The 13994-nt window shown below is 57.4% G+C and carries 17 protein-coding genes; 8 read left to right on the top strand and 9 right to left on the bottom strand.

Annotated elements, in window-relative coordinates:
* From AC0JZ1_RS17295 to ggt, 4 genes are all read left to right on the top strand, one after another.
* Positions 1-945, top strand: coding sequence for an ABC transporter permease (locus AC0JZ1_RS17295; RefSeq protein WP_062460010.1), 945 nt, complete (start codon positions 1-3; stop codon positions 943-945).
* Positions 942-1784: an ABC transporter permease gene (locus AC0JZ1_RS17300; protein ID WP_471883685.1), complete on the top strand. Its 843-nt coding sequence runs from the start codon at positions 942-944 to the stop codon at positions 1782-1784. The genes AC0JZ1_RS17295 and AC0JZ1_RS17300 overlap by 4 nt, the downstream gene beginning before the upstream one ends.
* A gap of 97 nt (positions 1785-1881) precedes the next feature.
* Positions 1882-2652, top strand: coding sequence for a glutamine amidotransferase (locus AC0JZ1_RS17305; RefSeq protein WP_471883686.1), 771 nt, complete (start codon positions 1882-1884; stop codon positions 2650-2652).
* A gap of 90 nt (positions 2653-2742) precedes the next feature.
* Positions 2743-4332 carry a gamma-glutamyltransferase gene (ggt, locus tag AC0JZ1_RS17310; RefSeq protein WP_471883687.1) on the top strand — a complete coding sequence of 530 codons (1590 nt, stop codon included), beginning with the start codon at positions 2743-2745 and terminating at the stop codon, positions 4330-4332.
* A gap of 13 nt (positions 4333-4345) precedes the next feature.
* Here ggt and AC0JZ1_RS17315 read toward each other — a convergent pair whose 3' ends face one another.
* The 9 genes from AC0JZ1_RS17315 to AC0JZ1_RS17355 all read right to left on the bottom strand — a co-directional run bounded on the left by AC0JZ1_RS17315 (position 4346) and on the right by AC0JZ1_RS17355 (position 11529).
* Positions 4346-5020, bottom strand: coding sequence for an HAD hydrolase-like protein (locus AC0JZ1_RS17315; protein WP_165130663.1), 675 nt, complete (start codon positions 5018-5020; stop codon positions 4346-4348).
* Positions 5021-5192: 172 nt separating this feature from the next.
* Positions 5193-6248, bottom strand: coding sequence for a phosphoadenosine phosphosulfate reductase domain-containing protein (locus AC0JZ1_RS17320; RefSeq protein ID WP_471883688.1), 1056 nt, complete (start codon positions 6246-6248; stop codon positions 5193-5195).
* Complete coding sequence (locus AC0JZ1_RS17325) at positions 6241-6789, bottom strand: hypothetical protein (protein ID WP_471883689.1); 549 nt, start codon at positions 6787-6789, stop codon at positions 6241-6243. The genes AC0JZ1_RS17320 and AC0JZ1_RS17325 overlap by 8 nt, the downstream gene beginning before the upstream one ends.
* An 82-nt stretch (positions 6790-6871) precedes the next feature.
* Positions 6872-7477, bottom strand: coding sequence for a dCTP deaminase (gene dcd / locus AC0JZ1_RS17330; RefSeq protein WP_471883690.1), 606 nt, complete (start codon positions 7475-7477; stop codon positions 6872-6874).
* On the bottom strand, positions 7474-8478 hold the full coding sequence (locus AC0JZ1_RS17335) for a hypothetical protein (RefSeq protein WP_471883691.1): 1005 nt from the start codon (positions 8476-8478) through the stop codon (positions 7474-7476). The genes dcd and AC0JZ1_RS17335 overlap by 4 nt, the downstream gene beginning before the upstream one ends.
* A gap of 22 nt (positions 8479-8500) precedes the next feature.
* Entirely contained in the window at positions 8501-8830 is a 330-nt protein-coding gene (locus tag AC0JZ1_RS17340; protein ID WP_129566474.1) for a hypothetical protein, read from the bottom strand.
* Between the two features lie 70 nt (positions 8831-8900).
* Positions 8901-9269, bottom strand: coding sequence for a ubiquitination-like system serine protease family protein (locus AC0JZ1_RS17345; RefSeq protein WP_471883692.1), 369 nt, complete (start codon positions 9267-9269; stop codon positions 8901-8903).
* Positions 9269-10678, bottom strand: a complete 1410-nt coding sequence (locus AC0JZ1_RS17350) for a ThiF family adenylyltransferase (RefSeq protein WP_471883693.1) — start codon at positions 10676-10678, stop codon at positions 9269-9271. The genes AC0JZ1_RS17345 and AC0JZ1_RS17350 overlap by 1 nt, the downstream gene beginning before the upstream one ends.
* A complete protein-coding gene (locus tag AC0JZ1_RS17355) occupies positions 10675-11529 on the bottom strand; it encodes a multiubiquitin domain-containing protein (RefSeq protein WP_471883694.1) in 855 nt (284 codons plus the stop codon). The genes AC0JZ1_RS17350 and AC0JZ1_RS17355 overlap by 4 nt, the downstream gene beginning before the upstream one ends.
* 162 nt (positions 11530-11691) lie before the next feature.
* On the opposite strand from AC0JZ1_RS17355, the gene AC0JZ1_RS17360 reads away from it, so the two are divergent.
* From AC0JZ1_RS17360 to AC0JZ1_RS17375, 4 genes are read left to right on the top strand one after another with little or no spacing between them, the layout of a single operon-like run.
* Complete coding sequence (locus AC0JZ1_RS17360) at positions 11692-11898, top strand: transcriptional regulator (RefSeq protein ID WP_129566471.1); 207 nt, start codon at positions 11692-11694, stop codon at positions 11896-11898.
* Positions 11899-11901: 3 nt separating this feature from the next.
* Complete coding sequence (locus tag AC0JZ1_RS17365) at positions 11902-12516, top strand: GNAT family N-acetyltransferase (protein WP_471883695.1); 615 nt, start codon at positions 11902-11904, stop codon at positions 12514-12516.
* Positions 12517-12524: 8 nt separating this feature from the next.
* Entirely contained in the window at positions 12525-13016 is a 492-nt protein-coding gene (locus tag AC0JZ1_RS17370; RefSeq protein WP_471883696.1) for a helix-turn-helix domain-containing protein, read from the top strand.
* Positions 12988-13932 (top strand): ImmA/IrrE family metallo-endopeptidase, encoded by a 945-nt coding sequence (locus AC0JZ1_RS17375; RefSeq protein ID WP_471883697.1) that lies wholly within the window; start codon positions 12988-12990, stop codon positions 13930-13932. The genes AC0JZ1_RS17370 and AC0JZ1_RS17375 overlap by 29 nt, the downstream gene beginning before the upstream one ends.
* Positions 13933-13994: the final 62 nt, after the last annotated feature.

Consider the following 13994-nt stretch of genomic DNA (forward strand, 5'->3'; position numbering starts at 1 on the left):
ATGAAGCTGATCGTTACCCGCGTCCTCTCGGTCATTCCGGTGCTCTTCGGCCTCTGCGTGCTCTCCTACACGCTGCTCGCGATGATCCCCGGAGATCCGATCACCGCCATGCTCGGCATGGATGCCACGCCGGAAGCGATCGCCGCGCTGCGCGCAAAATTTGCTCTAGACGAGCCCTTGCCGCTCCGGTTTATCTCCTGGTTCGGGCATCTTCTGATCGGCGATCTCGGTCGTTCCATCCAGTCGGGCCGACCGGTCCTCAGCATGGTCATGACCGCCATGGTGCCGACCATGCAGCTCGGCCTAGCGGCGCTTTTGATCTCGCTCGTCATCGCCATTCCGGCCGGAGTGATTTCCGCGGCACGCCGCAACAGCGTCGCCGATTATAGCGTCTCGCTGATTTCGCTGGCAGGCCTTTCGCTGCCAAGCTTCTGGCTGGCGATCCTGCTTGTCCTCTTCCTGTCTATCCGTCTGCAGATTTTCCCCTCCTCCGGCTATGTGCCTATCGGGGAAGATCCCGTTGGCGCTTTACGCCACATCACCCTGCCGGCGATCACCCTCGGTGTCGCCATGGCCGCGTCGACCATGCGCATGACCCGCGCCGCCATGCTGGACGTGCTGAATGCGGACTATATCCGTACGGCGCGCGCCAAGGGCCTGCCCTTTCGACGTGTGGTCTGGAAACATGCGCTGCGCAACGCGCTGATCCCGGTCACGACGCTGGTCGGCCTGCAGCTCGGCCAGTTGATGGGCGGCGTGGTGGTGACGGAGACGGTGTTCGCTTGGCCGGGCATAGGCAAGCTGACGGTCGATGCGATCTTCGCGCGTGACTATCCCGTGGTGCAAGGCGCCATCCTGGCATCCGCCGTACTCTTCGTCTTCATCAATCTTGCCACCGACCTTCTTTACGCGACGCTCGATCCCAGACTGAGGAAACGTGCATGACCACAGCTCCCGCATCTCACTCGTTGATACGCCGTCTTGTGGAAGACAGCCGCAGTGCCTTCGGCATGGCGCTGGTCAGCATCCTTGTCCTGGCTGCCGTGTTCGGACCGGTCTTGTCCACCTATGCGCCTGACGCTGCCGACTTCATGGCGACGCTTGCCCCACCGTCCGCCGATCATTTTCTCGGTACCGACGATCTCGGTCGCGACGTGCTGTCGCGTATCCTGTCCGGTGCACGGGTATCGCTGCTTGTCGGCGTGATCAGCGTCGGTGGCGCGGTTCTTGTCGGCCTGCCGATCGGCCTTCTGGCCGGCTATCTGGGCGGCAGAACAGATGCGGTCCTGATGCGCTGCATGGACGTTCTACTGGCCTTTCCGGGCATCCTGCTGGCACTCGGCATCACAGCAGCGCTTGGCGCGTCGCTTACCAACACGATCATCGCGATCGCCGTCATCAACACGCCGACCATCGCCCGGGTGACCCGCGCCCAGACCATGTTGGTCTCCAGCCTCGATTACGTGAAGGCGAACCGGGCGCTCGGCTTTAGCAATCTGACGATCATGACCCGCAGCGTTTTGCCCAATGCCCTGTCGCCGGTCCTGGTCCAAGCATCGCTGCTGCTTGCCTCGTCGATCATCACGGAGTCCTATCTTTCCTTCCTCGGTCTTGGCGTCCAGCCGCCGACCCCGACCTGGGGCAGCATGCTGCGTGATGCGATCAGCTTTATCGACCAGGCAACCTGGCTCGCCTGGTTTCCCGGTGCTGCAATCTTCCTGACTGTGCTCGGCTTCAACATCTTCGGCGATGGTTTACGCGACCGTCTCGATCCGCGCGACTGATCCGTTGAACATTGCACCCACCCATCTCCACCTCGCTCAAAGCGCAACCAGCGCCAGTCAGAGCGACAATTCAACTCCCCACGAGGACCGGTAAGACATGACCAAGAAAGTTCTTCTCGTCGGCGAAAGCTGGATCAGCTCCGCCACCCACTACAAGGGCTTCGACCAGTTCGGCAGCGTCACCTTCCACCTCGGCGCCGAGCCTCTGGTCAAGGCGCTAGAAGGCAGCGAGTTCGAATTGACCTATATGCCGGCTCATGACGCCGTGGAGAAATTCCCCTTCGATATGGCCGGCCTCGACGCCTACGATGCCATCATCCTCTCGGATATCGGCGCCAATTCGCTGCTGCTGCCGCCGGCCGTATGGCTGCAGTCCAAGACCGTGCCGAACCGGCTGAAGCTCATCAAGGCCTGGGTGGAGAAAGGCGGAGGCCTGCTGATGGTCGGCGGATATTTCTCGTTTCAGGGCATCGATGGCAAGGCACGCTGGCGCCGCACGGCCGTAGAGGACACGCTGCCCGTCACCTGCCTGCCCTATGACGATCGGGTGGAAATACCTGAAGGTTCGACCGCCGTCGTCCTCAAGCCCGAACATCCGATTATGGCCGGCCTCGGCGGCGAATGGCCTCTGCTTCTGGGCGTCAACGAGGTGGAGGTCCGCGACCGCGCCGACGTGGACGTGCTCGCCCGCCTGCCCGAAGACCAGGGCGGCCATCCGCTCCTGGTGACCGGCACCCATGGCCAAGGCCGCACCGTGGCATGGACCTCGGACATCGGCCCTCACTGGCTTTCGCCGGCATTCTGCGAATGGGCCGGTTACGCCAGGCTCTGGAAGAATATCCTCGGCTGGATGACCGAAGCACGCTGACGGCAGCGTACCACAAGACAAGCGGCCGGCCGGATACGAGACCACCGGCCGGCCGCCGATACCCCATCTTCGCAGATCAGGAGCAGACGAATGACATCGCGCGATTTCTTCAAGCCGGGACACTCAGTCGCCATTTCGGACCGCGGCATGGTTGCGACCTCCCATCCGCAGGCGACCCTGGCGGCAGTCGATATCCTGCGCGCCGGCGGTAATGCGGTCGATGCGGCCGTGGCGGCGGTGGCGCTGCAATCGGTGATCGACCCGCTGATGACCGGCATCGGCGGCGATTGCTTTGCTCTCTATTCACCGGCCGGCGGAACGCCAGTCGCGCTCAACGGATCCGGCCGTGCACCCCAGAAGGCCGAGCTAGCCTATTTCATTGACAAAGGCTTCTCCTCCATCCCCGACGATAGCGCACATGCCGTCACCGTACCCGGCGCAGTAGATGCCTGGTGCCGGCTGATCGAAAGCCATGGTAGCCTCGGGATGGACCGTGTTCTGGCCGCAGCGATCGCCGCTGCCGAGGATGGCTATTGCATCACCCCACGCGTCGCGCTCGATTGGGTGCGCTACAGCGATCGGGTTGGCAAGTTCGCAGGCTCCGCCAGCTACTTTCTTCCAAACGGCAAGGCACCCACCACCGGCCAGCGAATGACCAACCCAGCGCTGGCCGCCACTCTTCGCGCCATTGCAATGGGGGGCCGCGACGCCTTCTACAAGGGCCGGGTGGCCGAAGAAATCGTCGGCCTGCTGCAGTCGCTCGGCGGCCTGCACGAAGAAAGCGACTTCGCAAAATTCGCCGCCTTCGAGACTGCACCGATCTCGGCCAAATATCGGGGCCGTGACCTGCTGGAATGTCCGCCGAATGGCCAGGGGCTTGCCGCTTTGATAATCGCCCGCATCCTCGACGGCTTCGACCTGCGCGATCCGGCGCTGTCGGAAGCCGACCGCATCCATCTTCTCGCGGAAGCATCGAAGGCAGCCTATGCCAGGCGCGACCAAGTGATCGCTGATCCAGCCCATATGACGGCCGACATCGATGCCATCCTGTCGGATCAGTCCATCGACGCGATCCGCTCAAAGATCAGCCTCGAAAATGCCGCCACGGCCAGCACCTGGGAAGGTCCGACCCACAAGGACACGGTCTATGTGACGGTGGTCGACCGCGACGGCAACGCCGTCTCGCTGATCAACTCGATCTTCTTTGCCTTTGGCAGCGGCATCTATGCGCCACGCTCCGGCGTTCTGCTGCAAAACCGCGGTGCAGGCTTTGTGGTCAAACAAGGCCACCCCAACGCCATCGGCCCCGGCAAGCTGCCCTTCCACACGATCATCCCCGGCATGCTGGCCGAGGGCGGCAAGACGCGCATGACCTTCGGCGTCATGGGCGGGCAATACCAAGCGGTCGGCCATTGCCATCTGCTAAGCCAAATCCTCGATCGAGACATGGATCCGCAGCAGGCGAGCGACCAGCCGCGCAGTTTCTATTTCGATGGCAAGCTCAGTCTCGAGCCAACCATTTCCGACGATGTGCGGATGGATCTGGAACGTCGCGGCCACACGACCGTCTGGGCGGACGAACCGATCGGCGGTGCGCAGGCGATCTACATCGACCACGAGCGCGGCGTTCTGCTGGGAGCTTCCGACCACCGCAAGGACGGCATCGCGCTAGGGTATTAAGCGACAGCCTTGATTATCGTTCGGCGGGGGACACCATGCCCAGCGCGACATCGGCCAGTTCGGCAGTCTCTGCGACCAGACGATCCGCGCCGGCGCTCTCCAATTCGGCTTGGGCGCCATAACCCCAGAGCACCCCCGCAGCCCGCATGCCGTTGGCATGGGCGCCGGTGACGTCGTATTTTCGATCACCGATCATGACACACCGATCGACGTTGAGTCCATTCTGGTTGACGATGTGTGCGATCAGTTCGGGCTTATGGTCGATGTCGCCGGCCGGGGTCGAACCATAGACACCGGTGAAGAGAGAATCTAGGCCTTTGTCTTCCAGTATGCGGCGCGCAAACGTTTCGCGCTTGGATGTCGCGAGGAAAAGCCTGGCTTCTTTCTTCATCTTGGAAAGAGCTTCCGGGATACCGTCGTAGACCTCACTCAGAAGAAGGCCTCGCGCCCCGTAGTCCTGCCGGTAGGCATCGACCCCTTCGGTGACGCGGTCGTCGCCGAACTGTCCGAGCAGGTACCGCATGACGTCCTCGATCGGCGGGCCAATGATCGACCTGATGTCCATGGCTGGATCAGTATCATGCCCAAGGGAACGAAGCGCTGCCCTGCAGCTCGAGAGAATGCCGGGTTCTGATGCGATCAGAGTTCCATCTAGATCGAGCAGGATCGCGGGTGAGGCATACGACATGGAGGAACTTTCATTGGACTGATCACAGCATCATCGGTGCTGCCGAATTAGACAAATATATCCTTTCGCAGTGGTCTCAATGTAATTCTGCGGATTTTGCAACAGCCAACCATTCCCACGCCTTGAAGGGATATGAACCGTCGTGGCGTAAATAGGCCATCGCTTTCAACAACTAATGATCTGATATTCCACGAAATTGTAGTCGTACGTGGTCGTCGAGCCTCCACAGACCGGCGATGACACCTCTCTCTTGAGAGTCAATAATTTGACGGCCAGTTTCCGCCTCAAGGAGATCTATTCGACGCAGGATCATCTTTCGCGCTTCGAGGGTGAACGGACCCATTCCTTGAGAGCCATTTCTACGTGTAGGCCATCGCATTTCGGGATCATTGCGCAATTCGGCCAACCAATTCCGTAACTCAAGATAAGGACGTAGCTCTTCGTGCCCAGCATCTATGAGCTGTGCTGCGGACTTGTCTTTCCTTACCACAGTACATGTCCAACAGCCGAAGCGGCCAGATGCGCAAGGTGGAGCAGTAGGTGCCTTGATCACTGGGCACTCTCCTGATGCATCCCGGTAAAGCTTTTCGAGAACACTGGGCAAAATCGATCTCGGCTTTGACAACCAAAAGACAGTGTCCCACACTTCAGGGACGCTCAGGTTCAAGATCGGAAGATAAAGATCGTAGTCTTTATTGCCTTCGGTTTGCTTTTGCCATTTGCTAAAGGAGGACTTCTTTAGAGATCGGTCTCGCTGCTGGCTCTCCGATTGCCTCAAGCCCAGAACCAAAACCGTATTCGAGGGATCTTGGGCAGTGATAAAGCGGGACACAGGCTGAATTCGGAGGCCATTTGTACACCAACGAAAGCTATTCGTCGGTGGAGGATATCCTCTCCCAATAATCCTTACAAAGAAACGATCTTGGACAGGCGCCTGCAGCAGCTTTACGTCCAGCTCAGCTACCAATCCGTTAAATTCTTCCTGTAACCGGATCAAAGAATTTTTCACATATGCATCGAGGATCGGGTTCTCCACACCCGTATCACAGTAGATGACCGTAAGCTTTAGATGCTCAAGGTTCGATTTACGATAGGCGGCAAGCATCACCTTCAAAGCTGCGGTTGAATCCTTACCGCCGGAAAACGCGACAACCCAATGATGGTTAGGGCGCTGATGAAGGGCGTCCGTCGCTTCGTCAATCGCAACTGTTATCTGATCGTCAGTCAAGTTGGTTGAGGCGCTTTTCTACGGCCGCCTTGTGTTCAAAACGGATGTGTTCCAACTGCTCGTTTCCGATTGCGATCTGACGGTTAGTGACGACCCGACCGCCTATGATAGAAACTATCAAAATGGCGGCGAAAATGGCGACGGCTAAAAGCGCGTATTGAACATCAAAATAATATAGAACAACCGACAGCAACGCGTACAGGAAAGCGACAGCACCTGAATCGGCAAGGCTCGTCCAAATCAACCCGTTAAAGTACGCAAGTGAAGCCTTCGTCGTCAGCGATTTGTCATCGTCGACGAGCTTGAAAAAAAGAGAGCGAAGATTTTTCCAGCTGTATTTGACCCGATCGTCGCTGTATCCGGCGATTGAGACTAATCCGGCGCGTAGATTTTCAGTGATCTGGTCATGATTTGCGTTGTTCATCCGCGCGCGTATAGGGGTGATGTAATAAAGCACCCCAGGAATGACCACTATGATCAAATAGGGCGCCTTGGAGTAATCAGGAATCTCCCAAGCCGTGCCGAACAGCAAATATGACAAGAGGACCCCATATAAGACGATAAGGGCCCCAGGGACTAGAAGCCTCCAAATCTTGAGCGTGTTTAGCGTCATCGGGAACCCATCAACCCTTGCTGTGCTCGGAGATCGCGCGCAGTCTCACAAGATCCTCATCATCGGCCGCCCGCGAAGGCGCTGGCCTGACATTGCCGAAATATTTGCGCTCCAATCCCCCATAAGCCATTCCATCAGTCACCTGAGTTAGACGCATCTGGAACATCTTCGCGCCGACAACGAGCTCGACCGGGTTGTTGCCATGATTGAACAACTCGACCGAGAAGCACCCCCTGAAGCCGGGTTGGACCATCGTATTCACAGAAATTCCGAGTCGCGTGTAGCTGCTTCGGGACAACACGTCAGCATAGCAATCACTCGGCAGCGCAACGTACTCAAGGGTTGTCGCCAAGACGACCTGATCCGGATACAAAATAAACCGCTCGCCGAGTTCACGCCGTGTCGGCTGAAAGTAGGTAGAAATGGCCCGAAAGCGCTCATTATCGCGGGCAATTCCGATGTACGGGCGGCGCGTCACAATCGAGACAAGGAAGTCATATCCCAATCTGAGATCGACAGTCAGCTCTCCAATCTGCTTTGGATCAAGCAGGGGTTCGATCCATAAGCCGAGCCCATCCTCCCGCGAAAGGCGTTCAAGAATCTCTTTCTTGATCACTCAGCTCCTGCCTCCCAAAGATTTCGCACTGATGCGTTCCGGATTGATTTCTCGATAAGGTCATTGACGATGCGAACGACGTCGAGGGGGTTAGCTCCAACCGTCCATTGTGGACCGCCACCCGACCTTAATCGACCGAGATAGGACCATCCCGCAGCCATCACGCCGTGCAATTCCTCCGTTCCGTCAAGAGTGCACGGGCGAATGTCATCAAATGCGCTGTCGATTGAAGGTACTTTGTAGCGCTTTTGGAGCCGAGGCAGACCAAGCTTCTTTAACGCACTCTGATACATCAGAATATCATCCGATTCTACTTCGTCCAGGAAACCTCGAATCAAATCGAGCCGTTCCGCAGTAGAAGGGTGCGTAAGGCTCCGCTCAGCGCGTGGATTGATAGCTTCGAGGCTATCGGAGATCGCATAGCCGACGTAACAGGCGGCGAAGAGATCTGCGAAATGTTCACGCCGATAGACTTGGACGAGCTCTTGTACCTCGGGGGAGGCTCCCTCTACCGGGTGTGTTAGGCTGGTAGACGCAGTAACGTTGCGTGCGAGGTCCACAAAATGGCCGAGCTCATGATACAAGGCTGCGCAAAATAGCGGCATGTGTTTGTAGACGCGCGGCACGCCGATGAATATGAGTTTTTCTTCAGGCAGTGCTCCTGGATAGTGGACCATAGTCTTGGCCACGAAATCCCAAGGATCGCCGAGTGCCAGATGGAAGTCTTTTTCGTCGGTCAAGGCCGTCGTTACGATGCAGGCAACTGGAAGCCAGTCGGTAATTGCATGGCGCATGCAATACTCTATCTCGTACGGGGCCTCCTTCGTCGTCGACCCCTGTAGATATCGGTAGCAAATCCACACCTTGTCCGCGAACGGTCGGAGAATTTCATCCTCGTATGCCGGCGACCAGGAAAGCGCGTGCTTGATCACATCGATCAGCGCTTGGGTATGCTTCTCGATTGCATGATTGAAGTATGGTGTTTTGGAAAGCTGCGCCAAGCTCTCCGCAAGAAGGGCAAGATCAGTCCGCGGGTGCAAGTCTCGGCTCCAAATTCTGGAGCACCTTGTGAGCAACGGCTGGGCTGACATCACCTATATTCTCGACACCCTTAAGGGCATCGCGCAGCCCCTGATAAACAATCATGTCGCTTGCAAGCTGCACGGCCTGCGGCGTCACGTCCGGTGAGAGGGTATCAGGATCGTCAGACAGAATTCTCGCTTGGTGCAAAACATCATTGAAATGAAGCGTGAGAGGATGCGGAATGTCTCGGCTGCCCCTATCAATCAAAACAAGCACCAAGCGAAAAAGCTCAAGGCGCCGACTGTTTTCTGATGGCATGGCAGCAAGCATAAAAGACCCCCAACTCGCGCCGAATCAAAGCGAGGATAACTCGGCAGAGTTGAAGGTGGAACAATATTCACTAATTTTCTGGTAAAATTCCCCCGCTATCTTTGCACCATTCGATCTTTCCTTTCTTCATCCAGAAATGGCAGCGGCATCCATCCGTCCGGTGAACGGACGGCGCGATACTCGGTCGGCCAAGCCAATCATGCGTTACCTTCCAACGCGGCCGGCGATCCGGGTTCAACGACAGCAGTAGCGGAGTGCCACATCCAGACGGGCATGGAAAAGTGACCCATTTCGGTTTCTCGGCCGGTCCGACAACGACTGCTTGCCCGGGCATAAGATCGCCTGGAGCTGGCATGTCGAGAGTGGATTTCACAAGGAATTGCGGCCTCTCGATTATCCCAAACCAAGCGAGCGTCTTGGCGAGTGTAGTTTGCAGCATCAACCTGCCCTCCCCAGAAAAGGTTCGACGTCACCGAGACCGTGAACACGATCAGATCGGCAAATTCGGCAAGGTTCCTTTGCGGCGCCCGGGCGGAAATCCTCGACAAGGCTGAACTTCCGGACCCGATTGGCTATAGCACCGTCTTCGCCACGAAACCGGTTCAAACGCTGGATCAGCTCCTCCATCGCCATGGTCGCGACAGAGGTCGTGAAAGGAATGACAGCCGGCGAAGGACTTCCCTCCCCCCGAACATACGCTTCTGCCTTACGACGCTCATACTCTTCTGGGTCGGAGCGTCGGAGGGCTTCCTCCGCAGCCGCCTGAGCATCGACGATACGGCGGCAGACGAGACACGCACTGCCCGGCTCCAGGACCGTGACACGACCATCCGCCTCCAGGCAGGAAATTCCGAAGCGCTCGGACACGCGAAGCGCGAGGCCGATATCGACGACGGGTATCAGGTAATAGTATGCGAGCCGATTGAGAAGCAGCCGCCCATCGTGATCATCAGTGCAGCCGAAGATGATGTCCATCGACTTCAAGGCATCGCGGCACTCTGTCGAGCCGATCCACGCATCATAGGTCACGACGCGCGTCCCAAGCCCCATCCGCTCGATCTCACGCCTGGCAACGTCGACCTTCCTAGCCTTCCCCTTGGCGTCTTCATACGTCGCACCGTAGAGACGGTTAAGATTCGTGTCCTCGACGTGATCCGGGTCGAAGATCGCAATGTGCCCGGCCCCCATGCGAGCAAGCTGCTGTATAAGCGGACTACCGGTTCCCCCGGCACCAACCACGCCGAACCGCATGTGATGCATGATCCGCGTGAACCCGGCACCCAGAGCAAGTTCCTGCCGGGCCAGGGCCGGAGAGGATACCTCTTCATCTGCGCCGAAAAAAATGACGCGCCACTGGCCCCCTGCCGTTCCAGCTCGATCGAAGTCGTTTACCTCATCCGGCGACGTCCAGACCCGGCCCGCAACCAATTCCCCGTCGGCAAAAAGCAAGCTTGGAAGCAATGCGTGATCACCGTTTCGGTTCTGTGCAAGGCGAGCGAGTTCCGCCTCGTTCCGATCGTCCTGAGATGAGAAATGCCGAGGACCGCGGGGGTGCGAGTGAGCAATGCCCACTTGTAAACCGTCACGATCAGCACGCGCCAACAACTGCACGAAGCGCGCAGTGCTCCAAGAGATGTGCTGATGGTCAAAGGATTTAATTTCTGCATCCTCGACCGGCAGCACTTCCTTGACCATCAGACGGAGCCTAGGCTCATTGTCAAACGGATCCGCGTTGATGCGCGACATTCCGAATAGGACGTAGGCAGCGTGTTCATTGCCGTCAGGCCTGCAGAGCTCGGCGGTCAGCACGCCGAGATGCAGCTGATTAATAGTAAGGTCGCTTTTCATGCCGCGATCTCCAGAGCACGCTCGATGCGGCGGACCATCGTCCAGATGCCATCGATACCCGGACGCCATGCATTATTGTGGCGAGACCAACGCTGCCAAGTCTTGCCATTGAATGCATGAGGCTGGTCGGCGGCGTTGGGATAGCGCTGACTGGCTGCCAACCGTACCCACGGCATCAGATAGAACATATCCGGCGCGCAGTCCGGGTATGCTGGCGGCAGCATGATGAGGATGTCAGCTGCGCCGACATCGAAGCGCGCCGCCGGCAAGCTCCATCCCTTCAGGACCACCGCCTTGCCCACACCATCGGCCACCTCTTCAAAGGCGATGCCCTGCTCCAGAAGATAGGTGCGATCCTCGGGCGGGAGCACTGCTGCTCCCGCGCCTTCGGTGGTCGTGTCGATGCCGGTGAAGAAACGCTCGGTCCCGTCGCCCTGGAGATCGACCTTCTCCTTGTTGCCGATCAGCTTGTCATCTCCGACGCGCTGCGAAAGCCAGACGCCGTAGGAGTTCGGGTCGACACCCGCCAAACGCTTCAACTGCACGCCGGTGATAAAGGGAAGCCCCCATTCGAACTTGCGGCCGTCGAGAACGAAGCGGAAGGAGCGATCGCTTTTGAACGTGATGAACTGTTCGCGACCGGGATTGCGAAGGTCGACACTTTCATCCGGACGGATCTCTTCCAGCTGACCGTCATCCAGCTCCTGGAAAAGGAGATACTCGTCGGTCGGAAAGAGCTTTGCCTTCTGGAGGACCTGAGCGCCAGTGACGATCGGGTCGTTGAAAGTGAATGCGTTGCCGTCGATCTTGATATCGAAATTGTGGCGGCCGGGGAGGATGCTGTCTGCCATTGTCGGAAATCTCCGTTTGCCGACAAGGCGACTACCGCCTCGTCTGTATCCATAAATAATAGCTAGTTTTTAGCTATGCAATAGCCAAAGGATGAATTTTTTTTGTTGACTATTTGAGTAAAAAATATACACTCCCTGAGTCGAATTACGCGGGAGCGCTTCATGAAGAAAACCATGACATTGAACTTAACGGATGCGGAAATGCAGGCACTGCAGGATCTGTGCGATAAAAAGGACCTGTCAAAAACCGCTGTCCTTCGCCAGGCGCTGAGGCTCTACCAGTTGGTAGACGTGCGCCTTGAACAAGGTGGAAAGCTCTTCTTCGAGGATGATGCCAAGAAGGAGAAGGCTGAACTTATGGTGCTGTAACACGTGACCTCCTATCCAGTTTTTCTGACCGACAAACGTACCGGGAAGCCGGTAGCCGCCGAACTCATTGACACCATCAGCGATGCTGATCTTCGCTCGGTTGAGACCGATTGGAGACCGGTGACAAACGCAAAAATCAGAGAGATCATGGCGCAGGGCGCAAGCCCAGCCGATTGGCCGGAAGGCTGGCATTGGAAGTGGAGAGACAAGATGACCGCGATCCGCGGCCTGCTTGCTTTCCAGACGTTTGCGCTTCACTGTGAAGGCAAGCTCCAGGGATTGATGCAGCTTAATACAGCCCGCTATCGCGGCCGTGTCCCAGAACAGGCCGGCAAGGATCTGGTCTATGTCGACTATGTCGAGACAGCTCCTTGGAACCGCAAGGCTATCGTTGCAGAACCCCGGTTTGGCGGCGTCGGAACCATCATGATCCGAGCAGCTATTGAAGCCAGTCGAGACCAAGAGTTTCGCGGTCGCATTGGTCTGCACTCCTTACCGAGCGCTGAGACCTTCTATGCCGACATCTGCGGCATGACCGATTGTGGCCTCGACGGAACCTATGAAGGATTGAGATACTTTGAGATGACGTCCGCACAAGCAGACGCATTCTCAGGATAGGAACAGCCATGAAACTCGAAATAACGAGGGAGTGGTTCGAACGCAGAGCCAAACTTGAAGGGGATCTTGAGATCTCCGCAGGTCGGCTCGCCAGGGACCCGGCCCCCGAACAAGCACAAGTCGAAATCGAAGCAAGCGAAGCCCCAACTCCAATTCGGATGGCATTCGGCTCTTTTGTCGAAACGATGCGCCGTCAGAAGGGGCTTTCCATCGAAAAGCTGGCAGAGCGCGCTGACCTTGATGTGTCCGATGTCGTCCGTATTGAGCGTGATGCCCATTTCAGACCGGAGCCGCGTGTCGTCTATCGGCTGGCAGAAACTTTCAACCTGCCGGGCAAAGCCATGCAGCAGCTATCTGGAAACACCGCCGCTCGTCCCGGCCTTCAGGAGCAAGCGCTAAGATTTGCTGCACGATCGGGCGACTCTCCTCAGAAGCTATCACGCGAGGAGCAACGAGCCCTTGAGGAGTTCATTGCATATCTGGAAAAGCAACAAGGCTGATGAATTGCGTAATATTATTCTCAGCCGCGGGACGGCGTCAGACATAGATAGGCAAGTCAATAAGGTCCTCAAGGCACTCGGAAGTCCCGAGCCGCCTCTGAAACTTGATGACGTTCGCGAGATCCTAAAGCTCGATCGTCGATATTACTCTACGACGGATGACAGCTTTCTTCGCGAGACGATCAGCAAGTTGACGGTAGCCGGGACGCAGGTGATGAAGCGCCCCGGCCTCCTCCTCGAAGCGGTAAGGAAGATGGACCTCCGTGCGCTCTATCTTCCCGACCGCAAGAGGATCGTATTGGACTCGGGTCAGCCTGATGCAAAGCAGCGATGGAACGAGGCACACGAGATCGGACACAGCATCATTCCTTGGCATGAGGATCTGATGCTTGGCGACCAGGAACAAACACTCGTACCTGGTTGCCACGCCCAGATCGAGGCAGAAGCAAACTATGCAGCCGGCCAGTTGCTATTCTTGCAGTCGCAATTCCAGGTGGCCGCGAATGACTCCTCTCCGGGTTTAGATTCGGTTCGCGCTTTGAAGGGCGCCTTCGGAAATACTTACACCACTACATTTTGGCGCTTCATCGAAGATTCACACCGCGACGTTCCGATGATTGGCCTCATCGGCGGGCATCCGCGTCACCCTCAGCCTGGTCAGGCGCATTTTCGGCACATCATCGAATCTCCGGCCTATCGAGATATGTTTGATAGCCTGTCCGTGGATCACCTGCTGCAGTTAATGCGGACCTATTGCAAGTACCAAAAGCGTGGCCCGCTTGGAGACGGTGAAGTCAACCTGGTTGACAAGAACGGTCAGACCCACGTTTTTCTCTTTGAATCCTTTAGCAACACCTACTACTGCCTAACGCTTGCGACATATCAGCGGCCCTACAGAAATGCCGTTGGCTTTTGAAAACAGATCCGAGCGGCCCGTGGCTTAATCCGCATCCCGCTCCAGCAGAAGGTTCAATGAAG

The sequence above is a fragment of the Affinirhizobium capsici genome (assembly GCF_977018625.1).